At 67.5% G+C, this 23,523-nt stretch carries 17 protein-coding genes, 2 rRNA genes and 1 pseudogene; 6 read left to right on the top strand and 14 right to left on the bottom strand.

Features of this window, described 5'->3' with window-relative positions; translation table 11 throughout:
* Nucleotide 1: 1 nt before the first annotated feature.
* The 4 genes from AB0F89_RS18730 to AB0F89_RS18715 are packed head-to-tail and all read left to right on the top strand — an operon-like array spanning nucleotide 2 to nucleotide 4,229.
* Nucleotides 2-2,455, top strand: coding sequence for a hypothetical protein (locus tag AB0F89_RS18730; protein WP_367137885.1), 2,454 nt, complete (start codon nucleotides 2-4; stop codon nucleotides 2,453-2,455).
* Nucleotides 2,456-3,706 (top strand): hypothetical protein, encoded by a 1,251-nt coding sequence (locus tag AB0F89_RS18725; protein WP_367137883.1) that lies wholly within the window; start codon nucleotides 2,456-2,458, stop codon nucleotides 3,704-3,706. It abuts the gene before it with no gap.
* An 11-nt stretch (nucleotides 3,707-3,717) separates the two neighbouring features.
* The gene (locus AB0F89_RS18720; RefSeq protein ID WP_367137881.1) at nucleotides 3,718-4,005 is read left to right on the top strand and encodes a hypothetical protein; all 288 of its coding nucleotides are present in this window, start codon (nucleotides 3,718-3,720) and stop codon (nucleotides 4,003-4,005) included.
* Nucleotides 4,005-4,229 (top strand): holin, encoded by a 225-nt coding sequence (locus tag AB0F89_RS18715; RefSeq protein WP_367137879.1) that lies wholly within the window; start codon nucleotides 4,005-4,007, stop codon nucleotides 4,227-4,229. The genes AB0F89_RS18720 and AB0F89_RS18715 overlap by 1 nt, the downstream gene beginning before the upstream one ends.
* Nucleotides 4,230-4,339: 110 nt before the next feature.
* On the opposite strand, the gene AB0F89_RS18710 is transcribed toward AB0F89_RS18715, so the two are convergent.
* The 5 genes and pseudogenes from AB0F89_RS18710 to AB0F89_RS18690 form a co-directional block, all read right to left on the bottom strand.
* Nucleotides 4,340-5,839, bottom strand: coding sequence for a recombinase family protein (locus tag AB0F89_RS18710; RefSeq protein ID WP_367137877.1), 1,500 nt, complete (start codon nucleotides 5,837-5,839; stop codon nucleotides 4,340-4,342).
* Nucleotides 5,840-5,892: 53 nt separating this feature from the next.
* Nucleotides 5,893-7,275: pseudogene (locus tag AB0F89_RS18705) on the bottom strand (ABC transporter ATP-binding protein); the annotation flags it as partial.
* Between the two features lie 83 nt (nucleotides 7,276-7,358).
* On the bottom strand, nucleotides 7,359-8,177 hold the full coding sequence (locus AB0F89_RS18700) for an enoyl-CoA hydratase/isomerase family protein (RefSeq protein WP_367137875.1): 819 nt from the start codon (nucleotides 8,175-8,177) through the stop codon (nucleotides 7,359-7,361).
* 67 nt (nucleotides 8,178-8,244) lie between these two features.
* Entirely contained in the window at nucleotides 8,245-8,511 is a 267-nt protein-coding gene (locus AB0F89_RS18695) for a helix-turn-helix domain-containing protein (RefSeq protein WP_367138922.1), read from the bottom strand.
* A 119-nt stretch (nucleotides 8,512-8,630) separates the two neighbouring features.
* A complete protein-coding gene (locus tag AB0F89_RS18690; protein ID WP_367137873.1) occupies nucleotides 8,631-10,259 on the bottom strand; it encodes an ABC-F family ATP-binding cassette domain-containing protein in 1,629 nt (542 codons plus the stop codon).
* Between the two features lie 141 nt (nucleotides 10,260-10,400).
* Between AB0F89_RS18690 and AB0F89_RS18685 the strand changes: the two genes are divergently transcribed.
* Entirely contained in the window at nucleotides 10,401-11,174 is a 774-nt protein-coding gene (locus AB0F89_RS18685; RefSeq protein ID WP_367137871.1) for an SDR family oxidoreductase, read from the top strand.
* Between the two features lie 362 nt (nucleotides 11,175-11,536).
* On the opposite strand, the gene AB0F89_RS18680 is transcribed toward AB0F89_RS18685, so the two are convergent.
* The 5 genes from AB0F89_RS18680 to AB0F89_RS18660 form a co-directional block, all read right to left on the bottom strand.
* The gene (locus AB0F89_RS18680; protein ID WP_367137869.1) at nucleotides 11,537-11,956 is read right to left on the bottom strand and encodes a hypothetical protein; all 420 of its coding nucleotides are present in this window, start codon (nucleotides 11,954-11,956) and stop codon (nucleotides 11,537-11,539) included.
* The gene (locus AB0F89_RS18675) at nucleotides 11,949-12,464 is read right to left on the bottom strand and encodes a SigE family RNA polymerase sigma factor (RefSeq protein ID WP_367137867.1); all 516 of its coding nucleotides are present in this window, start codon (nucleotides 12,462-12,464) and stop codon (nucleotides 11,949-11,951) included. The genes AB0F89_RS18680 and AB0F89_RS18675 overlap by 8 nt, the downstream gene beginning before the upstream one ends.
* A gap of 4 nt (nucleotides 12,465-12,468) precedes the next feature.
* The gene (locus AB0F89_RS18670) at nucleotides 12,469-12,867 is read right to left on the bottom strand and encodes a hypothetical protein (protein WP_367137865.1); all 399 of its coding nucleotides are present in this window, start codon (nucleotides 12,865-12,867) and stop codon (nucleotides 12,469-12,471) included.
* 81 nt (nucleotides 12,868-12,948) lie between these two features.
* Nucleotides 12,949-13,638 carry an acVLRF1 family peptidyl-tRNA hydrolase gene (locus AB0F89_RS18665; protein WP_367137864.1) on the bottom strand — a complete coding sequence of 230 codons (690 nt, stop codon included), beginning with the start codon at nucleotides 13,636-13,638 and terminating at the stop codon, nucleotides 12,949-12,951.
* Nucleotides 13,635-14,210 carry a hypothetical protein gene (locus tag AB0F89_RS18660; protein WP_367137862.1) on the bottom strand — a complete coding sequence of 192 codons (576 nt, stop codon included), beginning with the start codon at nucleotides 14,208-14,210 and terminating at the stop codon, nucleotides 13,635-13,637. The genes AB0F89_RS18665 and AB0F89_RS18660 overlap by 4 nt, the downstream gene beginning before the upstream one ends.
* Nucleotides 14,211-14,521: 311 nt before the next feature.
* On the opposite strand from AB0F89_RS18660, the gene AB0F89_RS18655 reads away from it, so the two are divergent.
* A complete protein-coding gene (locus AB0F89_RS18655) occupies nucleotides 14,522-15,499 on the top strand; it encodes a hypothetical protein (RefSeq protein ID WP_367137860.1) in 978 nt (325 codons plus the stop codon).
* 61 nt (nucleotides 15,500-15,560) lie between these two features.
* On the opposite strand, the gene AB0F89_RS18650 is transcribed toward AB0F89_RS18655, so the two are convergent.
* From AB0F89_RS18650 to AB0F89_RS18635, 4 genes are all read right to left on the bottom strand, one after another.
* Nucleotides 15,561-18,314: a S8 family serine peptidase gene (locus AB0F89_RS18650; protein ID WP_367137858.1), complete on the bottom strand. Its 2,754-nt coding sequence runs from the start codon at nucleotides 18,312-18,314 to the stop codon at nucleotides 15,561-15,563.
* Nucleotides 18,315-18,494: 180 nt separating this feature from the next.
* The gene (locus tag AB0F89_RS18645; protein WP_367137856.1) at nucleotides 18,495-20,063 is read right to left on the bottom strand and encodes a deoxyguanosinetriphosphate triphosphohydrolase family protein; all 1,569 of its coding nucleotides are present in this window, start codon (nucleotides 20,061-20,063) and stop codon (nucleotides 18,495-18,497) included.
* 106 nt (nucleotides 20,064-20,169) lie between these two features.
* Nucleotides 20,170-20,286, bottom strand: a 5S ribosomal RNA gene (gene rrf / locus AB0F89_RS18640).
* Nucleotides 20,287-20,414: 128 nt separating this feature from the next.
* Nucleotides 20,415-23,493, bottom strand: a 23S ribosomal RNA gene (locus AB0F89_RS18635).
* Nucleotides 23,494-23,523 lie beyond the last annotated feature (30 nt).

Here is a 23,523-nt window from a genome sequence, read left to right as displayed (position 1 = left end):
CTTGTTTACGCATGGCGGTGACGCCGCAGAAACGGCCATCACCGGCAGTGAGCGCAGGTTTCACGTTTCCCTGCTGGTGGACTGGAACAACAACGGAGAGTACGACCACGTGCTTTCCGACCTCAGCGCCTACGTCTCATCGGTATCGACCGACCGTGACCTTCGCGGCTCGGTACCCGAAGAGTTGCTTCTGATCGAAGGTTCGGCCGCAGCCGAGTTGATTACTACGCTTAGCGGCGAGTACAACGGTCACCCGTTCACCGCCATCTTCAGCCCGTACAACGGGTTCAGCCCGTTCTACCTCAAGGATGTCCTGGGTTGTGAGATCAAGTATTCGATCGGTGTAGAGACCGCGATCGGTACCGTCTGGTACCAGCAGTTCGTAGGCAACATCCGCACCATCACGCCCAACCGGGCGAGCAGCACCGTGGAGATTACGGCACTCGACCGCGTCGAGAAGCTACGGGTTCCGATCCAGCTTCCACCCTGGGCTGTGTCCGACGAGCACATTGCCTACGGCGAGACCGATTCGCAGTGGGTTCGCTCCCACTGGGTTGTTGACCACTGCCTTCGGCTGTGCGATACATCCCCGACCCCGTATCGGCCGACGACCCGGCAAGAGTTGGTAGACGAAGCGTTCTCCGAAGATCCGACTATGGGCGTCATGTTCTATCTGACCGGGAACGGAAGTTACCTGCCCACAATCGGGTACCTGGACAACCCGAACGCGATGAGCTTTCCGGCCAATACCACGCCGATGTTCGAAGAGTCGGCCCCGAGGAATACACAGGTTGCCTCAGACACCCCGAGGCCGATGGGCCTCAACGGGCTCGGCACTCCCGTGAGCCACGCCTACGGCGACCCCACCAAGCAAGGAATCCTGCGCTACTGGGTAGCCGACCGGAACAATATCTTCGCCAACCGCCTCCACTTCATCGGCTTCACGCTGAACATGAACGGCCCCAATGCCAGCGCCGTCTACTCCATGCCGGAACATAACCTCATCGAAGTTGAGGTAGGCCGTTACGTCCGGATGACGATTCAGGTCAACACCGGGAGTCTCCGCATCCGGTGTTTCGATCCCAACGCCAACTCGTACACGGTCTGGTCGCCTTGGGTCGGCATCCCGAGTGGGCAGCCGAACGTCAACGTGCGTGCCCAGTGGCACAACATCGGAGGCTTCACCCGGGCGGTGCGCCTGCAAGTGGGGACGAATAGCTCCCCGTTCACTAGCGTCGCGGCGATCTCCTTTGGCAACGACGACGATGAGATCGAAGGTCGCGTGACCATCGCGCATTCGGTCAGCATGAGCGACATCTATTATGGAAGCATCCTATCGGGACTGTTCGGCCTAGATCCGGAAATCGGGGTACGGCCCTCGAAGTACGCCGCCGTACTCGACCGCGGCCTCAACCGATTCTCCCATATGCCCTCCCACGATGTACGAGACGCTTGGGATGTGATCACGGGGGTTGCTTCCGCCGAGTTCGGGTCTGTGTATTGGGACGAGGAAGGCGTCTTCCGCTTCCTGAACTACGAATCAATCCTGGACAAGCAGGCGGACATCGTCCGAACCATTACGTTGGACCAGGCTTCGAACATCGAGATCACCAATACACTCGACTCTGTACGGAACATCTACACCGTTCAGGCCCGCCGCAAGCGGGCGCTTCCGGTGGGGCCGATGTTCCAGTCCGGCGATGCCAACGAGTTCATCTGTGCGCCGAGTAATTTCACCAGGTTCCGTATCTGGCGAGACGATGTGCTAAGCCCACTGACCTTCTTGCTTCAGCGGTACTCGACGGCCGTGGGCCACCCGTGGCCTACTTGGGACGACAACGCGAGCCACGGCTACGTGGTTCAGTGGTTGGTGGATGGGGTTTGGGCGGAACGTTACGTGGGCTTCAACTTCACGGACTCGTTCAAGGTGAATGCATACTTCACAGGCGAGGGGTACCTAGAGGTTGAGGTCTGGAACAGCTACGCCTACCCCGCTCGCTTCGCTACCGACTCAGGTTCGGCGGCGATGCGCTTCCAAGGAACCCGCATCGTGGACGACGGGACCACGCACGAGTACACCCGCAACGAAGAGTCCATTGCCCTGTACGGGCCTAGGAACCTCCCCCTTGAAGGCGAGTGGTACCAGGACACGTTCTCAAGCACTCAAATGCTTGAGACCCTGAAGAAGCGTACGGGTTCGCCCAGTCCGGTGACGGATGCAATCGCCATTGCGGGAGATCCCCGTCTTCAGCTTGGCGACACAGTGAAAATTCTCGACGCCGGGGGCCTGGGTGAAGAGTCCACTGTTCAGATTTACGGAATCCGCCGCTTCTTCGACCTGAGCACCGGGCTAACCGACACGCTGACGGTCGAGATGATCCGCCCTCCGGGCATCGGTCTATGGAACTCGCCGCAGTACGGCCGCTGGGACCAGACATTCATTTGGAGTGAGTAAATGGCGATCGTGCCAATGCAGGACGCCGTTCCCGGTGATGTGGCTTCGGCGGCTGAGTACAACAAGCTCATCGACAACATCCAGGATCTGAATTCCCGGACCACCACGGTAGAGACCCGCACCACCCATGCTTCTACGGGTAACACCGCCCTGGGGACGCGGGTCACCACCTTGGAGACCCGCACAACCGATGTCAGCACGGGCAACGCAGCGCTGGGCACCAGGACTACGACGCTTGAAACTCGCACCACCGATGTGAGCACAGGCAACACGGCCTTGGGAACTCGGGTCACTACGCTCGAAACCCGAACGACCGATGGAACTACAGGGAACACGGCGCTCGGCACGCGAACGACCACTCTGGAAACGAATCAGGGTACACGGGGTGCCAACGGCACGGTGTACTCAGAGATCGGCACCCTGAAGAGCACCACCACGCACGCTTCTACGGGTAACACCGCGCTCGGAACCAGGGTTACGTCCCTGGAGACGATCACGGGGCACGCGACCACTGGCAACACAGCGCTTGGTACGCGCCTCTCCACGGTCGAGTCAGCCACCACCAACGGCACGACCGGGAACAGCGCCCTGGGAACGCGCGTGAGCGCCCTGGAAGCCGACGTGGGCACCCTGGAGACCAATCAGGGGGTTCGCGGTGCCAACGGCACCGTGTACGCCGAGATCGAGAGCCTGAAGGCGTCGGTGGGTGGCGACAGCTACGCGCCAACGACGGCATCGGACACACTCCTCTACGGAGACGTGATCAGTACCCACACGCGGAACGAATGCTGGTGGGGAGAAGAGACCTCCAACGGCTTCACGTCGTTGGCGGCAACCAAGAGCACCAAGTCGTTCACCGCGACCGACCTTCGGGTTTGCTTCCCTGCCGCGGCCACTGGTTCAGGGGCCTACACGATCAAGCTCTACACAGGCTCGAATGCATCCAGCCTCACCGAAGTTGCATCGTTCAACGTCGCAGCCAACGTGACGAGTGCGGGGATCAAGCACCTGACGCTGTCGAGCATCGCGATTGCCGCCGGGGACTACGTGGCGATTGCCTTCCTCGGTACAGGGTGGACCACCGCCCCGAAGATGTCCTCAACCGCAGTGGGCACAGGCGCTCAGCACCTAATCAACGAGGTGCCCTTGAGCCTCTACAAGGGGTCTCAGACCACGCTGCCTTCGCCGCTCAACCTCACTGACGGCACCTTCACCAAGTCGAACCAGGCTTTCTGGTTCGCCCTCGCTTAGGAGGTCTTCCTATGGGGGACGAACCACAGGGCTACGTCATCGGCATCAAGGATCTGTACGACGAGCTACGCGGGTTGACGTCCACGCTGACCACCTACATGGCTCGTCAGGATCTCGAAGTTCAACGCCTGGCTCATCGTGTGGATGAGCTGGAACGCGACCAGGCCGACGCCAAATCGGCCCAAATCGAGACGGCCCGCCTGAGGGCGCAAGACCGCCGGCTCATCCTCACCGCCCTCGTCCTGCCGCTCATCGTCGGCGTGGTCGTGGCGCTCATCCCCATCTGGATTGGACCCTGATGTTTACCCTTGCATACTGGCGTGACGCTGCTGAGCGAGTCGTGTCCGCCTTCGCGTCCGGCGCGGTAGGCGTCCTGGCGGCTGACGGCGTCGTGGACGCCCTGAACGTGGACTGGAAGCTAGCCCTTGGGGTTGGCGTTGGTGCGGCTGTCGTAGAGGCTCTGAGGGGCCTTGCGGCGGCTGGAGTCGGTGACCGCGACTCCGCAGCGTTCCTCAAGCGGTAGATGCCCCTCCCCAAGCGCGTGGGGAGGGACGACCACAAGCTACTCCAAGACGAAGACCCCCACCGGGTGAACCCGGTGGGGGTCTTTTTCGTTTGAATGGGACGGCTGCGCTACGCGGCCTCAACCGTCCGGGAAGGCCAGTCGTCGGGGATGAAGACCTCCCACTGATACTTCCCGCGCAGTCGGAGTTCTACGCCCCTATCCAGCAGGAGCTTCCGCCGGTCTTCCTCCGACGCCGCTGCCCAGACCTCCCCATAGGTCACGCCGGTTCCCTTGAACTCCCAACCGGATGCCCGCTGGGGCAACGCCTTCAGCTCGTTGCGCTCAGCCACCAACTTGTCCATGCGGGTGAGGAAGCGCTCCTCGTCCTCGTCGTCCCACGTCGCGCGCAGGTCCTTCTCCCGTTCGAGCCGTTCAATGGCTGCTCGGACCTGCTTCAGGCGCTCCGTGTGGTCCTCGCCGGGCACCCACACTTTACTTTGGATCTCGTTCCTGGCCTCGCGTTCAAGAAACGTCTGCTCGACGATCTCTAGCGCATCCTCGGCAGGAAGCGAGGTTTGGCACTTGGTGTCGAAGTTCCGGCAACGGTAGTAGTGGTAGGTCTTGTGCGGTCGCACGTTGGCGATCCGGTAGGCGGGGGAACCGCACTTGCCACAGTAGACGACTCCGAGAAGGGGAGAAGTCTGGTTCACTCGGTACGGAGCCTTCGACCGTGTCGCCACGGCGTTTTGCAGGCTGCTCCACTCTTCGTCTTCGAAGACGGGATCAGCGATGCGGAACGGGCTTCCGTCCTCATTGTGCATGGGCTTCTTGCCGTCCATCTTGATGCCGATGGACGAGGGGGACGTGAGGAGCTGCTTGACGGTGGAGTCAGTCCACTTGGAACCAAGCAAGTCCATGTCGTGTTCCTTGCGCCACCAGTCCTTGATGGTCAGCTCACCTCGGGCGTTCAGCCTCCGGGCGATGCCCAGATAGGTCTCACCTTCGAGGAACCAGTTCCGCATTTCGTGCATGATGGTCATCGTCGGCTCATGCAGGATCAGAACCTTCCGCTTCTTCATGTCCCCCGAGACGGGGTCAGGAAGTCGCTTCGTGGTCGTGGTGTAGCCGCCTGGGGCGATGCCACCCAACCACGCTTCGGTCCAGCGGCGGGTGAGGATGCTGTCCGCAGCCCGCGCCTTGATCCGCATCAGCTCCCGGTGAGGCCCGATGCACTTCACATGGAAAATGGCTCGACCTTCCGGCGTGTGAAGATCAAGAGTGGGGTCGTCCAGGATCACGAGATCCTTGTTCCACTCGAAGACCAACTTGAACGCAAACGACATGGCGTGCATGTCGTTGCGGCTCAGTCGGTCCTGTGTGGTCACGCGAAGCTGCTGCCACTGCTCCAGCCCTTCCGGCGTGAACCACTTCTTCAACTTGGGCCGCTCGTGCAAGGGGATGTCGCCACTCACCGAGCGGTCTTCGGCTACGTCTACGACATCGATGTCCAGTCCTGAGGCGCGGTCCTGCTCGATCCGCTCCACGTGCAACCGGTGTTGCCGCTCGATGCTGTCCGTCTTCTCTCCCTTGTCCAGGGAGACCCGCTCAGCTAGTAGCACTCTGACCATGCACGTAGTCTGACCTGCGAGGATGGGTGTTGTCAAACCCCATGAGACGATTGGCCGTCCTGGGTGACCACGCCGACGGCTCCGCGCAGCGCCTCGAACGACAGCTCGCGAACGTCCACACCGGACAGCCGGACCGCGCCGGAGTCGACGTCGTAGAGCCGCGGCACGAGCGAGGCGATGGTCGACTTCCCCGCGCCGGACGACCCGACGAGCGCCACGAGCTGACCGGGCTCGGCCCGGAAGCCGATCCCGTGCAGCACCTCCTCGCCGCCGCGCGTGTCCAGCGTGGCCACTGATTCCAGTGAGGCCAGTGAGACCTTGTCGGCCGCCGGGTAGGCGAACCGGACGTCGTCGAACTCGACCGACACCGGGCCGTCCGGCACCCGGCGCGGCCGCTCGGGCTCGGCGATCACGGGCTTGAGGTCCAGGACCTCGAAGACGCGCTCGAACGAGACGAGGGCGGTCATCACGTCGACCCGGGCGTTGGCCAGCGCGGTGAGCGGCGAGTACAGGCGGGTCAGCAGCAGCGCGAGCGAGACGACGGTGCCCGCGGCCAGGTGGCCGGTCAGCGCCAGCGAGCCGCCCAGCCCGTAGACCAGGGCGGTGGCCAGCGCCGACACCAGCGTCAGGCCGGTCATGAACCAGCGGGTCGCCATCGCCGTGCGGATGCCGATGTCGCGGACGCGCGCGGCCCGCTCGCCGAACTCGTCCAGCTCGGCCTCCGGCCGGCCGAACAGCTTGACCAGCGTCGCGCCGGGCGCGGAGAACCGCTCGGTCATCTGGGTCGTCATGCCCGCGTTCAACGTGGCCGCCTCCCGCTGGAGGTCCGCCATCCGGGCGCCCATCCGCCGCGCCGGGATGACGAAGACCGGCAGCAGCAGGAGCGCGAGTGCGGTCACCTGCCACGAGAGGGTGAACATCACGCCGAGGGAGAGGCCCAGCTGGATGACGTTGGTGACGACGCCGGAGAGGGTCGAGGTGAACGCCCGCTGCGCGCCGATCACGTCGTTGTTCAGCCGGCTCACCAGCGCGCCGGTGCGGGTGCGGGTGAAGAACGCGATCGGCATCCGCTGCACGTGCTCGTACACGGCGCGGCGCAGGTCGTGGATCAGGCCTTCGCCGATGCGCGCCGACTGCCACCGCTCGACCAGCCCGAGCCCCGCGTCCACCACCGCGATCCCGGCGATCACCACCGCCAGCCACACCACGACGGACACGTCGCGGCCGCCGACGATGGCGTCCACCACCCGTCCCGCGAGCACCGGCGTGCTCACCGCGAGCACCGCCGACACCACGGTGAGCAGCAGGAACGCGATCAGCTTGGCCCGGTGGGGCCGGGCGAAGCCCAGCACCCGCCGGAACGTGCCCCGCCGGACCGCGGCGGGCGCGTCCGACGCCCGCATCGCGCTGCGCATCAATCCCCAGGAACCGTCCACGACAGACAGCAACGCCGGCGGACCTCCCGACGTTCCCGCCCGGGGCGGCCTCGGTCCCGCTCAGCCCGCGCCGGACGACTCCTTCAGCTCGCGCCACCGCCGGCGAGCGCGGACAGCTCGGCCAGTCGGCGCAGCTGCGCCTCGCGCTCGGCCCGCAACTGCTCCTCCTCCGACGCGCCGCCCGCCGCCGACGCCAGCAGCGCCAGCGTCTCCCGCACCGCGCCGGGCAGCGGGCGCAGCACCCGGGCCACCAGGTCGTCCACCGCGCCGTCCAGCCCGTCCGCGGCCACGACGGAGTTGACCAGGCCGACCCGCAGCGCCTCCTCGGCGCCGACCCGCCTCCCGGTCAGGCACATCTCGGCCGCGCGCGAGTACCCGACCAGGCGCACCAGGGGCAGCGTGCCGCCCAGGTCGGGCACCAGGCCGAGCGAGGTCTCGGCCATGCAGAACAGCGCGTCGTCGGCGGCCACGCGGAAGTCGCACGCGAGGGCGAGCTGGAAGCCCGCGCCGATCGCGTGCCCGCGCACGGCGGCGATCGTCACCCTGGCCGGGTCGCGCAGCCAGCGGAACCCCTCCTGGAACTCCGCGATCAGCGCGGCGCCGGCTTCGGGACCCCGCCGGGTGATCTCCGGCAGGCCCGGCTCGCCCTCCACCGGGGCGCCGGTGAACATGCGCCGGTCGAGCCCGGCGGAGAAGGCGCGACCGGAACCCCGGACGACCACGACGCGGACGTCCGGGCCCAGTTGCCCACCGATCGTCCGCAACGCCACCCAGGTCGACGGCGTCTGTGCGTTGAGCACGTCGGGACGGTCAAGCGTGATGGTCGCGCGCGGTCCGTCCAGGACGAGCCGCACGCCTCCGCGTTCCAGCAGGTCGGCGTCGATGGCGGTCGGTGCCGACATGCTCGGACCTCCGGGGTCTTCGGCAGGCGCCGTCTCTCCTCGACGCCTTGGGTTACCGGAGGGTAGCTTACTTCTTCTTCGTGCGGGTGGCGCCACCGCGACCGCGCAGCTGCACACCGGACTCGCTGAGCACCCGGTGCACGAAGCCGTAGGAGCGCCCGGTGGACTCGGCCAACGCCCGGATGCTCGCGCCCTTTTCGTACTTCTTCTTCAGGTCAGCGGCCAGCTTGTCCCGCGTGGCGCCGGTGATCCGGGCGCCCTTCTTCAGGTCAGCCACCTTGTCCCGCCTTCCGTAGACAGCAGGTCGGGCCTTGAGAGCCCCTGTCGTCGCAATGATCGAACACGGAGACCAAGAACGCCAGGTGATCAAGCGAAATGATCTGCGAGCGGTCGAACGATCACGCAGAGTCGATCAGTGCTCACTTTGGGGTGTAGGAGGCGGATTCCCTTGGCTCAAGCCAACTGCACGAGCTCCAGGTACTCCTGGGACCAGTGATCCTCGGTTCCGTCGGGCAGCAGGATCACCCGCTCGGGCTCAAGCGCCTCCACCGCGCCGGGGTCGTGCGTGACCAGGACGACGGCGCCCTCGTAGCGGCGCAGCGCGTCGAGCACCTGCTCGCGGCTGGCCGGGTCGAGGTTGTTGGTCGGCTCGTCCAGCAGCAGCACGTTCGCCGCGCTCGACACCAGGCCGGCCAGCGCCAACCGGGTCTTCTCGCCACCCGAGAGGGTGCCCGCGGCCTGGTCCAGCTGCTCACCGCTGAACAGGAAGGTGCCGAGCAGCGACCGCAGCTGCTGCTCGGGCACGTCCGGGGCGGCGTGGCGGATGTTCTGCCACACGGTGGCCTCGTGGTCCAGCGTCTCGTGCTCCTGGGCGAAGTACCCGAGCTTGAGGCCGTGACCTGCGACGACCTCGCCCGCGTCGGCGCGCTCCATCGAGCCGATCAGCCGCAGCAGCGTGGTCTTGCCGGCGCCGTTCAGGCCCAGGATGACCACCCGGGAACCGCGGTCGATGGCCAGGTCGACGCCGGTGAAGACCTCCAGCGAGCCGTAGGACTTGCTCAGGCCCTCGGCGGTCAGCGGCGTCCTGCCGCACGCGGCGGGCTGCGGGAAGCGGATCTTGGCGACCTTGTCCGCCTGGCGGGTGTCCTCCAGGCCGGAGAGCAGCTTCTCGGCGCGGCGGGCCATGTTCTGCGCGGCCACGGCCTTGGTGGCCTTCGCCCGCATCTTGTCGGCCTGCGCCATGAGGGCGCCGGCCTTCTTCTCCGCGTTGGCGCGCTCCCGGCGGCGGCGCTTCTCGTCGGCGGCGCGCGCCTCCAGGTACTTCTTCCAGCCCATGTTGTAGATGTCGACCTCGCCGCGCGTCGCGTCGAGGAACCACACCTTGTTGACCACGTCGTCGAGCAGTTCGACGTCGTGGCTGATCACGACCAGGCCGCCCTCGTGCGACTTGAGGAACCCGCGCAGCCACGCGATCGAGTCGGCGTCGAGGTGGTTGGTCGGCTCGTCGATCAGCAGGATCGTGCTGGACTTCGCGCCGACGCCGCCCTCGGAGGCGGCGAACAGGATGCGGGCCAGCTCGACGCGGCGGCGCTGACCGCCGGACAGCGTGCGCAGCGGCTGGGCCAGCACGCGGTCGGCCAGGCCGAGGTTGGCGCAGATCCGGGCGGCTTCGCTCTCGGCCGCGTACCCGCCGAGGGCGGCGAACCGCTCTTCGAGGCGGCCGTACTTGCGGACGGCGTCCTGCAGCGCGGCGTCGTCCACCAGCTCGGCCATCGTGGACTGCATCTTCTCCATGTCGCGGAGCAGCTGGTCCAGGCCGCGGGCGGAGAGCACCCGGTCCTTGGCGATGACCGACAGGTCGCCCTCGCGCGGGTCCTGCGGCAGGTAGCCGAGCTCGCCGGTGCGGCGCACGTCGCCCGCGTACGGCTGCCCCTCGCCCGCGAGGACGCGCAGGGAGGTGGTCTTGCCCGCGCCGTTGCGGCCGACGAGGCCGATGCGGTCGCCCGGCTGGACGCGGAGGGTGGCGTCGGACAGCAGGATGCGCGAGCCCGCGCGCAACTCGAGATCGGTCGCGGTGATCAAGTTCTGCTCCGGTGTGTGGTCGTGCGAGGTCGAGGGCGCGGCTGAGCGCGGGACCTACTCGATCAAGATGACCACGTGCCCAGTCTACGGGGTGGGCGACGGCGAATCACCGGCGTGTGGCGACCGGCATAGATTGCCGCTATGACTTCGGACTTCACGGAGCGGGCGGCCCTGGTCACGGGCGCCAGCCGGGGCATCGGGTACGGGATCGCGCTGGAGCTGCTGGCGCGCGGGGCGTCGGTCACCATCACGGCGCGGAAGGCGGAGGCCGTCGCCGAGGCGGCCGAGTCGCTGGCGTCGACTGCCGGGGTGTCACCTGACCGAGTGTTGGCGGTGCCGGGGAACGCGGGCAGCGCGGAGGACCGGGAGCGGGCCGTGCGGGCGACCGTGGAGCGGTTCGGGCGGTTGGACGTGCTGGTGAACAACACCGGCATCAACCCCGTGTTCGGGGCTCTGGTGGACGCGGACCTGGACGCCGTGCGGAAGATCTTCGACGTCAACGTGGTGGCCGCGCTGGGGTTCGTGCAGCTGGCGTGGAAGGCGTGGATGGGCGAGCACGGCGGGGCGGTGGTGAACGTCGCGTCGGTGGGCGGGCTGCGGTCGACCGGGGTGATCGGGGCGTACGGGGCGAGCAAGGCGGCGCTGATCCGGTTGACCGAGGAGCTGGCGTGGCAGCTGGGGCCGGGGGTGCGGGTGAACGCGGTCGCGCCGGCGGTGGTGAAGACGCGGTTCGCGGAGGCGCTGTACACCGGGCGGGAGGAGGAGGCGGCGGCCGGGTACCCGATGAAGCGGCTCGGGACGCCGGAGGACGTGGCGCGGCTGGTGGCGTTCCTGGTGTCGGACGAGGCGGAGTGGATCACCGGGGAGACGGTGCGGGTGGACGGCGGCCTGCTCGCCACCGGCACCGTGGGCTGAACGGCGGGCGAAGCGGCACCTGAAACGGCGACCAACGGCGGCTGGAACGACAGGTGACGCCTGGCCGCTCACCCCAGGCCCGGCGCTGGCTGGCAGGCAGCTGACCGGCCTGCCAGCCGCCTGGCAGCCGACCGGGCCGCCTGGCAGGTGGCTGGCTAGCGGGCAGGTGGCTGGCCGGCAGGCAGGTGGCGACCTGTTGGCAGCCGGTTCGAGGCAGGCTGGCTGGCGGTGGTGGCTGGTGGTGGCAGCGCGACCGGCGGCCGGCGACCGAGGGCCTGGTGGGCGGTAAGCGGTGGTTGGCCGTGGGCCGGATGGTCGTGGGTGGGGTGGCCGTGGGTTGCTGGCCGTGAGCGGGGTGGTGGTCAGCGGGTGGTGGTGAGGTTGGTGGTGGCTGGTGGGGTGGTGGTGTCAGTCGTGGTGCGGGTGGGGTTGGTGTGGGTCGGTGAGGAGGTGTTGGTGGTCTGCGGGAGTTCGGTGATGGAGGTGGCGGGCTCCGGGCTGGTGCCGATCGGCGGGTCGGAGCTGGTGGGCGCGCTGGTGCTGACCGGGGCTTCGGGTGGGCCGGCGGGGTCGTTGTCGGGTTGGGTCGGTGGTTGGGTCAGCGCGAAGGCGATCACCACGGCCACCAGCGCGGTACCGGCGCCGGCGGCTCCCACGGCGTAGGTGCGGCGGCGGCGTTTGACCCGGGTGCCCCGGTGCACGACGTCCATCGCCCCGAACGTGTTCGGTAGGGGCTTGGTGTTCAGTTGTTCGAACGTCTTCCTCAGCTCGTCCTCAAGCACCGCGCGACACCTCCTGCCACAACGCGCCGAACTCCGGCCCCAGCCTCTGCCGCAACGCCTTCAGACCCCGGTTCGTGTTGCTCTTCACCGTGCCCTCCGAGCACCGCAGGGCCGCCGCCGTCTCCTCCACCCCCAGGTCGTGCCAGAACCGCAGCACGAGCGTCGCCCGCTGCTTGGCGGGCACGGCGGCCAGCGCCTGCCACACCACCAGCCGGTCCTCGCTCAACGACTCCGCCACCGGCGCCTCCGGCAGCACGTCGGTCAGCTTCTCCCGCTTCCACCGCACCCGGCGGCGCTCGGCCAGGAACGTGCGCACCACGATCTGCCGCAGGTACGCCTCCAGCCCCTCGCGCTGCGCCAGCTTCGGCCCCGCGAGGTAGAGCTTGAGGAACGCGGACTGCACCACGTCTTCGGCCTCGTGGTGGTTGCCGCACAACAGGAACGCGGTGAAGCGCATCGAGTCGGCGCACCGGTCGAAGTAGTGGGTGAATTCCGCGTCCCAGCTCACGCCGTCAACGCCTCGTGGTCACCGTCGTGGACGTGGGCAGCGGCGGCGCCGTGGTGGTCGCCGGGTGCGACGCGCCCGGTGACGTGATCACCGTCTCCGTCGGCCGCGGCGGGCTGGTCTCGACCGGTGGCGAGGTGGCAATCGGCGAGGTGGCAATCGGCGACGTCGTGACCGGCAACATCGTGGCCGGCGGAGTCGTGGCCGGCGGGGTGGTGACCGGTGACGTCGTGACCGGCGGGGTGGTGACCGGCGGGGTCGCGGGCGAGGTGGCGACCGAGGTCGGCGTCGGCGTGACGGACACCGGCGCCTCGTCCCCGCCCCCGGACGCCAGCGCGGGCACCGCCACGGCGACACCGCCGAGCACGACGGCACTCGCCGCCAGCACGAGTCGTTTGCGCAGCAAGACTGCTCCTCGGGTTCGTGGGGCCGCCGCTGCCCGGCGCCCCCTCACCCTTATGAATGCGGTCGGGCCGGGCGGGGGTTGTCACGAGTTCCGCGAATCCCCGGCCGGTTCGCGGACGACGACCTCCACCGCCCGCGCCCGCTCGGCGGCCTCGTCCAGCACCGCCCGCCGGGGCTCCGGCACGTCCAACACGCGCGGTGACGCCAGCGCGAACACTTCGTCCAGTCGGCGGTCACCCCTCAGGGCGTCCAACGCCTGCCGGTCACCACCGAGCACGACGGCGTCCAGCTCGCCGACCCGGGGCGCCAGCACCCGCGCCGCGTCGTCCGCCGCCGCCTGGAGCGCGACCCGGGCCTGCCCCTCACGCCGCCGCGCGAACCGCTGCTGCGACCACCCGCCCGCCTTGTTGCGCCCGTGCACCTGCCGGCTGTCCGTGGTCGACAGCAGGACGGCGCCGTCCTGCGCCACCCCGATGCTGTGCCCGCCGAGCCGCACCAGCAACAGCCCGACCCGGCGCGACGCGGACGCGTGCGCGAGCAGCGCGTCGAGCACCAGACCGTCCGCCTCACCCACGGGGGTGAACGAGCCGAACGCGGCCGTCACCGACGCCGTCGCACCGTCCACCGCCGTGACCAGGCACGCGGCCGCCGTCACCGAGGTCGTGGCGATCCCGCCGTGCCGGGAGGCGAACCGCGCGAACCACCCCTCCAGGCGCTCCGGCGGCACCTCGACGGCCCGTCCGCCCCCGGCGACCGGGCGGACCCTGCTCATGCCGGCGCGACCGCGACCCAGACCGGCAGCGGATGGCCGCACTCGGCGGGCGACAGCCGCTGCACGGCCCCGAACCCTGCGTCGGCCAGCGCGGCGGAGACCTGCTCGGGCGACAGCACCCGGTGCCTGGTCGCCACGGTGTTGATCACTTCCCACGTCTCCGCGCCGCGCACCAGCTGCACGACCTCCAGGGCGTACGACTCGCCGTCGGCCGCCCAGTCCCACAGCTGCACGGTCACCTGCCGGTCCGGACCGCGCCCGGACACCTTCGGCGGCGGCGCGGTGGGCCGCAGCCTGCCGAGCTTGTCCAGCTCGGGCACGGCGGCGATGAACAGGCCGCCGGGCCGCAGCGCCCGCCGGGCCAGCAGCAGCGCCTGGTCGAGCGCGTTCTCGTGGGCCAGCCGGGGCATCAGGTCGTCGCCCGCGCGGACCACGTCGACCAGCGGCCCGCCGTGGTGGCGGACCACGTCCAGCAGGTCGATCACCACGTGGTGGCCGGAGCCGAGCACGGCGGTGGCCACCTCCGTCAGGGGGTCCTCCGGAAGGGGCACGAGGTCCTGGGCGGCCGTCACCGGGCACACAGTAGGCCCAACGGATCAACGTCCGCCAACGCGACGGGACCGCCGGGGCGCGCGAACAGCCGCACCGGGGCGCACCAGGACCGAAGGGGCGACGGCCGGACCCCGAAGCCCGCGTTGCACAATGTTACCGGCGGGTTTACAAAGGGGAGAGCACGGATGTTCACCACTTGACAGAACGATGCCCATCCCAGTGAACTCGTAACCCGTACGGCCCAATCAATGACTCCACCTGGAAGGCACCAACGCCCTGCGTTGGCGGGTAGGGTCACTGGGGCGTGATCTCATGACAGCGGGGAGTCACAATGACCAACGCTGCCGGTCGACCCAACCTGTCCGTCGACGAACTCGACTCGACGGGCCACGGCAGTCTTGCGCAGCTTCTCACCACGGGACCGTTCCCCGAGGCGCTGAGAGCGGCGATCAAAGCGAGCAGGCTGAGTCTCGACCGCATCCAGCACCGGCTCGCGCTGCGCGGGGTCACCATCAGCGTCGCGACGCTGAGCTACTGGCAGTCCGGCCGCCGCCGACCCGAGCGACCCGAGTCGCTGGAGGCGCTGCGCCACCTGGAGACCGTGCTCGGCGTGCCGCAGTCCGGCCTGTCCGCGCTGCTCGGGCCGCCGCGCCCGCGCGGCAGGCGCTCGCGGCCGACGACGATGATGCCGATCGACGCGCTGTGGGCGCGTCGCGAGCGGGTGGCCCACCTGCTCACCCAGGTGGACACCACCTCGGACGTGAAGCTGGGCCGGATCAGCCAGCACGACCGGATCGAGATCGCCGCCGACGGCGGGCAGCGGTCGGTGTGGGTGCGCCAGATCCTGCGCGCCGAGCAGGACGGCCCGGACCGGTGGGCGCTGGTGTTCGAGACCGAGCAGGCCAACGTGCTGCCGCAGGTGGTGAACCTGCGCAACTGCCACCTCGGTCGGGTGGTCGAGGACACCGAGGCCAACATCATGGCCGCCGAGATGATGTTCGACCGGCCCCTGACCAGGGGCGAGACCATCATCATGGAGTACGAGCTGCTGTTCGCCGAGGGCCACTACCCGGCGGGCAACAACACGTTCGCCCGCAAGTTCCGGCTGCCGGTGCGGGAGTACGTGATCGAGGTGCGGTTCGACCAGTCGAACCTGCCCGCGCGCTGCCAGCAGTTCAGCGTGCCCGCCGGTGACGACACCCCGTCCCGGCGGCGCAACCTGGCCCTGGACGCGGCGGGCGGCGTGCACGCCGTGGCGCTCGGTTTCGGGCCCGGCGTGTTCGGCATCCGCTGGGAGTGGCCGAAGTAACACGTGAACGGAAAGGGCCCCGGGAGCGCGCTCCCGGGGCCCTTCGTCACTCAAGGACCGATCAGATGTAACCGTTGATCTTCAGCGAGACCGCGCGCAGCGAGCCCTTGTCGGACGAGACCGCGTCCACCAGCTTGAACGTCCAGGTGCCGTCGACCGGGTCGGCGAGCAGGGCGTTCAGCGGGGTGGTCGGCCGCCACGTGCCGGTGAACGGCGCCAGCGCGCTGGTCACCGAGGAGAACGGCTGAGCGGCGGAGTCGTCGAACACGACCTGGCACAGGTTGTTGCCGGTCGAGCCGTTGCGCTGGAGCACGGTGGCCGTCGCACCGGACGGCGAGGTCAGCGTGCCGACCAGGTCACCGACGAACGTGTGGTCGACGCCGACCGTGGTCGCGCCGGTGTTCGCGTTGCAGGTGTCGCCGTCGATCGAGAACACGATCTTCGACCCGCGGCCGACGCCGCTGACCGGAATCGCCACCGAGACGCCGGTGGCGTCGTTGTCCGGGATGGCCACGGCCGGCCCGGCGTAGGCGAACGTCTTCGTCTCCCGGGACGGCTCGCCCACGGTGAGCGTGAACGTGCTCGTCGTCGGCGACGTGGACCCGGCGAACGTCACCCGCGCGTCCAGCCGGATCGAGCTGCCGACCTGCGCCGACGCGGGCACGGTCACCTTGAACGTGTTGGTCACCGTCTGGCCGACCTCGACGTTGCCGTAGTGCTTGGACCGCGGCGCGATCGTCACGCCCGCGGTGGGCGTGGTGAGCACGAGGCTGGTCGACGCGGCGGTGCCGTCACCGGAGTTGACCACCGGCACGGTGACCGTGGCCGTGGTGCCCGGCTTGAGGTACTGGCTGCCGTCGCCGTCGTTGACCACGGACGGCTTCGTCGCCTTCGCCAGCGGCTGCGGCGAGGCGCCGGTGTAGGCCAGCACCAGGTCGGCGCGCACGATGCCCGCGCCGGTCCGGTTGTCCACGCCCGCCTCGACGATGTCGATCGCGGTCGCGGTCATCGCCTCGCGCACCTCGGCGGGCGACAGGCCGGGGTTGCCGGACAGCACCAGGCCCGCGATGGCCGCGGCGCTCGGCGCGGACGCCGACGTGCCGAAGAACGGGTTGAAGCCCGCCACGCTGGTCTGCACGCCGTCGGCCGCGGTCAGGTCGGGCTTCTGCCGGACCTCCTCGCTCGGGGTGCCGTCGGGCGCGAAGAACACCCGGCGCGGACCGTCGGAGGTGAACCGCTCGGGCTTCTGCGCGCCGTCGTAGGCGTTCGGGTACGGGCCGCGCGGGTTGGCCGGGTCGCCCGGCTCCAGGTCGAACGGCAGCGGGTTGTTCGCCGGGGCCGCCGCGACGCTGATCGCGCCCTTGGCCGCGGAGTGGCCGCGGGTCACGCCGGGCGTGGCGTACTTCTTGAGCCCGTCCGAGGAGTCCTTGAAGCGACCGCCCAGGGCGGACAGCGCCAGGTACTTGTCCTCACCGCGGAACTTGACCACGGCCAGCCGCAGGCCGAACGCGCTCGCGGGCGTGGTCAGCCGCTCGTACGGGTCCTGGGTGCCGTCCTGCACGCTCTGGCTGGACGCCACCACGTTGCCCTGCGAGTTCACCAGGTACAGGTCGTAGTCGTTGAACGACGACGCCAGCGGGTCGGACCAGAACAGCGTCACGGGCACGTTGCCCGAGCTGTCCGACAGCGGGTTGAGCACCTGCTTGGCGTCCGGCGACGGGTTGAAGTCGTGCGCGGTGCCGGCGAACTTGCCGACGCCGACGCCCGAGTCCACGAACTGGCCCTCCCAGTGGCCCGAGGTGCCGTCGGCGACGTTGCCCTCGTTGCCCGCCGAGGAGAAGAACAGCGCGCCGTCGGCGGTGACCGCGTCCACGGCCCGCGCGATGACGCCGTCCTGGAACGGCGACTCGTTGAAGTAGAGGATGTCGTCGACGATGACGTCGCAGCCCAGCTCGAAGCGCAGGGCCCGGATGTTGTCGGCGAAGCTCGCGTCGCCGTTGATCGCGGTGGCGAAGCCGAGGCTCGCGTTGGGCGCGAGGTCGTGCAGGATCTCCAGCATCGCGGTGCCCTCGTTGCCGGAGCCCTCCTGACCCGGGAGGACTTCCACGCCGGCGGGCAGTTCGCCGGCGGTCTGCGACAGGGCGAGCGAGTCGACGCCGTCGGACAGCGCGCACAGCTTCACGCCGGTGCCGGTGACGCGGAAGTCGGAGCGCGCGGTGTCGGCGGCGTGCGCCCGGTCGGCCTCCGCGGTCTTGGCCGCCTGCGGCGCGATCAGGACCTCGCGGGTGCGGGCCTCGATCTCCCGGGCCTTGTCCTCCTTGGAGGGCGCCGGGTCCGCCTTGCGGTCCTGCTTGTTGAACGTCTTGTACTCGACCGCGGTCTCGACGCGGCGGACGTCACCGCGCGCGGAGAGCTTGGTGAGCGCGTTGAGCGGGAGCTGGGCCCGGACCGTGCGGCCCTCGGTGGAGACGGAGCGGATGCCGCCCCCGGCCGCCTTGACGGCCGCGACCAGCTCGTCGGTGACCTCGTGCGCGCGGATGTCCACCACGACGGTGTTTCCGCTGTGGACCTTCACACCGGTCTGGAGCGCTGGGAGCTTGTTGAACGTGCCGAGGTTCGTCCGGCGGCGCTGCTCGACCACGAGCGCGCTGTCCACCTTGGACTCGGATGCGGTGAGCGACCGCTTGATGTCCTGCAACGCGGCGATCTGCGCCGCGGTCTTCTCCTCGACGCCCTTGGACGCCTTGGGCGGGTCGGCCGAGGCGGGCGACACGACGCCCAGGGCCAGCAGCACGGCGGCACCCGCCGCGATCAAGGTGTTTCTTCGCAACCGGCGATTCGGTGAGCGCACAGGCGTCTCCCCCAGATCTTGCGTGCCCCCGACGCACGCGGCCTGCGGTCGGATGTCTCCGACCGAGGGGTCAACGTATTGCGCACGGCCAAGTACCGTCTGCCACCGTTCGGCCTACTTCCCAGACGGTGAATCCATCACATTTCACAGTACAAAAGCATCTGTCCACAGCTGACCGGTTCGTCCCGAGAGGGCGTCGAGCAGCGCCGCGGCCTGGTTGTCGGTCAGCGAGGCGATGAAGTCGACCACCGCCCGGCCGCGGGCCAGCGCGCTGACCGCGTCCGGACCGGACGGCGTCTCCCCCGTCGCGCCGACCAGCGCCGACGGGTCCGTTCGGGCCAGTCCGGCGTACTCGTCACCGGCCAGCTCGACCAGGTCGTGCAACCGGCGCGGCAGCCGGTTCGCCTCGTGCCGGTCGGTCACCCACTGCTCCAGCGCCTCCACCAGCGCGGTCAGCAGCCGCGCCTGGCCGCGCTGGTGCAGCGCGAGGTCCGGGCGCAGCAGCACGAACCGGCGGTGCACGAACTTCAGCACCTGCACCTCGTGCCACTGCGGCACGGCCAGCACCACGTGCCCGGAGCGGGTCGTCGGCTCCTCGACCACGCCGACCGAGTCCACCAGGCGACGCGTCCAGCGGGCGGAGAACCCGGCCACCGCCTGCTCGGCCTCCACCGAGCCGTCGAACGGCACCGCCAGCAGGCCGTCCACCAGCTCGGCCCGCACCTTCGCCACGGCCTGCGCGAACGCCTCGTCGTGCACCGCCCACGAGTCCTTGGCGTGCAGCCGGCGGCGCAGGGCCTCCAGCGAGCGGCCGGGCCTGCGCTCCTGGGCGGCGAGGTCGGCGGCGCTCAAGCCCGCCAGCTCGACCGCGTGCTCCAGCCACGTGTTCAGCTCGGTCGACACGGTCGCGTGCTGCAGCACGCCGACGCGGTAGAAGTCCTCCAGGTCGTGGATGGCATAGGCGATGTCGTCGGCGGTGTCCATGACCGACGCCTCGACCGTCTGCTGCCACTGCTCCAGCCGACCCGCGTAGAACGCGCGGGACTGCTCGACGTCCACCAGCTCGGTGACGTAGGCGGAGAACTTGCCGGAACCGGTGCCCGGCGCGTCGGTGGGCTCGGCGGCGCCGCGAGGCGGCATGGCCAAGTCCCTGGGGTGCGGCTTCGGGTAGGAGAGCCGCGTCCACGGGTACTTGAGCATCGCCGCGCGCACCGCCACCGTGAGGTCCAGACCGACCGCGGCCGGTCCGCGCACGTCCGTCGTCGTGACGATGCGGAACGACTGGGCGTTGCCCTCGAACCCGTCCGACAACCCGAACCGGTGCCGGGCCAAGCGGTCCAGCACCTGCTCACCGAGGTGCCCGAACGGCGGGTGCCCCAGGTCGTGCGCGAGGGAGGCCGCCTCCACCACGTCCGGGTCGCAGCCGCCGAGCTTGTCCAGCAGGTTGCTCACGTCCGGGCGGGCGTTGAGGCGTTCGGCGATGGCACGGGCCGCCTGGGCGACCTTGAGGCTGTGCGTGAGCCGGTTGTGCACCAGCAGCCCGGAACCGGTCGAGCTGACGACCTGCGTGACGCCGCCGAGACGGGCGAAGAACGGCGAACTGGCGACGCGGTCCCGGTCGACCCGGAACGGGCTGGTGGCCAGGTCGGCCTGGACGGCGGCGTTCCCACCGACGCGGCGCTGGGCTCGGGGGTCGACGTGCTCGTGGTGCATGGTGGAAGAAAGTAGTCGCCCTCGCCCAGCCCGGCGAACGAGCCCCGCGAGAGCCCGTGAAACGCCTCAAGGGGCGCTCGACTGAGCGCCCCTTGAGGGGAGAATTGTTCGGCGGCGTCCTACTCTCCCACACCCTCACGAGTGCAGTACCATCGGCGCTGGAAGGCTTAACTACCGGGTTCGGAATGGGACCGGGTGTTCCCCAACCGCTATGACCACCGAAACACTATGAAATTACCAACCCGTAGGCACCCCGACCCACCCCCGGATCCCGACCACCTGGTCGAAGGGGTGGACCGTGGTGGTCCGGTTCGGCTCTCTCAGAACCGCACAGTGGATGCGTAGCGCCTTCATGACAAGTCCTCGGCCTATTAGTACCGGTCAACTCCAGCCGTTACCGACCTTCCATCTCCGGCCTATCAACCCAATGGTCTCTTGGGGGCCTTAACCCACAAAGGGTGGGATACCTCATCTAGGAACAGGCTTCCCGCTTAGATGCTTTCAGCGGTTATCCCTTCCGAACGTAGCCAACCAGCAATGCCCTTGGCAGGACAACTGGCACACCAGAGGTCCGTCCGTCCCGGTCCTCTCGTACTAGGGACAGCCTTCCGCAAGTATCCTACGCGCGCGGCGGATAGGGACCGAACTGTCTCACGACGTTCTAAACCCAGCTCGCGTACCGCTTTAATGGGCGAACAGCCCAACCCTTGGGACCTACTCCAGCCCCAGGATGCGACGAGCCGACATCGAGGTGCCAAACCATGCCGTCGATATGGACTCTTGGGCAAGATCAGCCTGTTATCCCCGGGGTACCTTTTATCCGTTGAGCGACCACGCTTCCACAAGCCATGGCCGGATCACTAGTTCCGACTTTCGTCCCTGCTCGACCCGTCGGTCTCACAGTCAAGCCCCCTTGTGCACTTGCACTCGACACCTGATTGCCAACCAGGCTGAGGGAACCTTTGAGCGCCTCCGTTACCCTTTGGGAGGCAACCGCCCCAGTTAAACTACCCACCAGGCACTGTCCCTGATCCGGATCACGGACCGAGGTTAGACATCCAGTACGACCAGAGTGGTATTTCAACGACGACTCCACAACCACTGGCGTGGCCGCTTCACAGTCTCCCACCTATCCTACACAAGCCGAACCGAACACCAATACCAAGCTATAGTAAAGGTCCCGGGGTCTTTCCGTCCTGCCGCGCGTAACGAGCATCTTTACTCGTAGTGCAATTTCGCCGGGCCTGTGGTTGAGACAGTCGAGAAGTCGTTACGCCATTCGTGCAGGTCGGAACTTACCCGACAAGGAATTTCGCTACCTTAGGATGGTTATAGTTACCACCGCCGTTTACTGGCGCTTAAGTTCTCAGCTTCGCCCCGAAGAGCTAACCGGTCCCCTTAACGTTCCAGCACCGGGCAGGCGTCAGTCCGTATACATCGTCTTGCGACTTCGCACGGACCTGTGTTTTTAGTAAACAGTCGCTTCTCGCTGGTCTCTGCGGCCGAAAAATCCTAGCCCGCAAGGGGCTTCAAATCCCTCGGCCCCCTTCTCCCGAAGTTACGGGGGCATTTTGCCGAGTTCCTTAACCACAGTTCGCCCGATCGCCTCGGTATTCTCTACCTGACCACCTGTGTCGGTTTGGGGTACGGGCCGCATGAACACTCACTAGAGGCTTTTCTCGGCAGCATGGGATCACCCTACTTCGCCTCAATCGGCTATGCATCACGTCTCAGGATATATGAACCGCGGATTTGCCTACGATTCTCCCTACACGCTTACACCAGTACTACCACTCACTGGCGGAGCTACCCTCCTGCGTCACCCCATCGCTTGACTACTACAAGTTCAGGTCCCGCGCTCCACGTAGTCCCTCGTCCGAAGACTCGGGACAGGCTTTGGGCGGTTAGTATCACAAGGTTCGCCATGGGCGCGTTCACACGGGTACGGGAATATCAACCCGTTGTCCATCGACTACGCCTGTCGGCCTCGCCTTAGGTCCCGACTTACCCTGGGCGGATTAGCCTGGCCCAGGAACCCTTGGTCATCCGGCGGCAGAGTTTCTCACTCTGCTTTCGCTACTCATGCCTGCATTCTCACTCGTCCAGCCTCCACACCTGGATTCCTCCGGCGCTTCGATGGCTGAACGACGCTCCCCTACCCATCCCAGCTTGCGCTGAAATGACACGGCTTCGGCGGTGTGCTTGAGCCCCGCTACATTGTCGGCGCAGGACCACTTGACCAGTGAGCTATTACGCACTCTTTAAAGGGTGGCTGCTTCTAAGCCAACCTCCTGGTTGTCTGGGCGACCCCACATCCTTTCCCACTTAGCACACACTTAGGGGCCTTAGCCGGCGTTCTGGGCTGTTTCCCTCTCGACTACGAAGCTTATCCCCCGCAGTCTCACTGCCGCGCTCTCACGTACCGGCATTCGGAGTTTGGTTGATTTCGGTAAGCTTGTGGGCCCCCTAGACCATCCAGTGCTCTACCTCCGGCACGAAACACACGACGCTGCACCTAAATGCATTTCGGGGAGAACCAGCTATCACGGAGTTTGATTGGCCTTTCACCCCTAACCACAGCTCATCCCCCAGGTTTTCAACCCTGGTGGGTTCGGGCCTCACGCGGTCTTACCCACGCTTCACCCTGGCCATGGCTAGATCACTCCGCTTCGGGTCTAGACCACGCGACTATGGGCGCCCTATTCGGACTCGCTTTCGCTACGGCTACCCCACACGGGTTAACCTCGCCACGCAGCACTAACTCGCAGGCTCATTCTTCAAAAGGCACGCCGTCACCCCTAAAGGCTCCGACGGATTGTAGGCACACGGTTTCAGGTACTATTTCACTCCCCTCCCGGGGTACTTTTCACCTTTCCCTCACGGTACTAGTCCGCTATCGGTCACCAGGGAGTATTTAGGCTTAGCGGGTGGTCCCGCCAGATTCACAGCAAATTCCACGAGCTCGCTGCTACTTGGGAACACTGTAAGAAGACGGTGAGTTTTCACGTACGGGACTTTCACCCTCTACGGCCACGCTTTCCAGACGCGTTCCGCTAACGACACCGTTTTATGACTCCTTGCCAGCTCGGCAGAACTGACGAACAGGTCCCACGACCCCGCACACGCAACCCCTGCCGGGTATCACACGAATACGGTTTAGCCTCTTCCGCTTTCGCTCGCCACTACTCACGGAATCACGGTTGTTTTCTCTTCCTGCGGGTACTGAGATGTTTCACTTCCCCGCGTTCCCTCCACACGCCCTATGTGTTCAGGCGTGGGTGACCCCACATGACTGAGGCCGGGTTTCCCCATTCGGAAATTCTTGGATCTCAGCTCGGTTGACAGCTCCCCAAGACTTATCGCAGTCTCCTACGTCCTTCATCGGCTCCTGGTGCCAAGGCATCCACCGTGTGCCCTTAATAACTTGCCACAAAGATGCTCGCATCCACTGTGCAGTTCT

Source organism: Saccharothrix sp. HUAS TT1 (assembly GCF_040744945.1).
GTDB lineage: Bacteria > Actinomycetota > Actinomycetes > Mycobacteriales > Pseudonocardiaceae > Actinosynnema.
Note: the sequence above shows the minus strand (reverse complement) of the source record. Positions and strands in the feature narration are given on the sequence as shown.

Bases quoted from the DNA above. Each gene is read 5' to 3' on its own strand.
- AB0F89_RS18665 (WP_367137864.1), bottom strand. From the start codon at position 13,638: ATGAGCAGGGTCCGCCCGGTCGCCGGGGGCGGACGGGCCGTCGAGGTG.
- AB0F89_RS18725 (WP_367137883.1), top strand. From the start codon at position 2,456: ATGGCGATCGTGCCAATGCAGGACGCCGTTCCCGGTGATGTGGCTTCG.
- AB0F89_RS18655 (WP_367137860.1), top strand. From the start codon at position 14,522: ATGACCAACGCTGCCGGTCGACCCAACCTGTCCGTCGACGAACTCGAC.
- AB0F89_RS18720 (WP_367137881.1), top strand. From the start codon at position 3,718: ATGGGGGACGAACCACAGGGCTACGTCATCGGCATCAAGGATCTGTAC.
- AB0F89_RS18715 (WP_367137879.1), top strand. From the start codon at position 4,005: ATGTTTACCCTTGCATACTGGCGTGACGCTGCTGAGCGAGTCGTGTCC.
- AB0F89_RS18645 (WP_367137856.1), bottom strand. From the start codon at position 20,063: ATGCACCACGAGCACGTCGACCCCCGAGCCCAGCGCCGCGTCGGTGGG.
- AB0F89_RS18685 (WP_367137871.1), top strand. From the start codon at position 10,401: ATGACTTCGGACTTCACGGAGCGGGCGGCCCTGGTCACGGGCGCCAGC.
- AB0F89_RS18710 (WP_367137877.1), bottom strand. From the start codon at position 5,839: ATGGTCAGAGTGCTACTAGCTGAGCGGGTCTCCCTGGACAAGGGAGAG.
- AB0F89_RS18700 (WP_367137875.1), bottom strand. From the start codon at position 8,177: ATGTCGGCACCGACCGCCATCGACGCCGACCTGCTGGAACGCGGAGGC.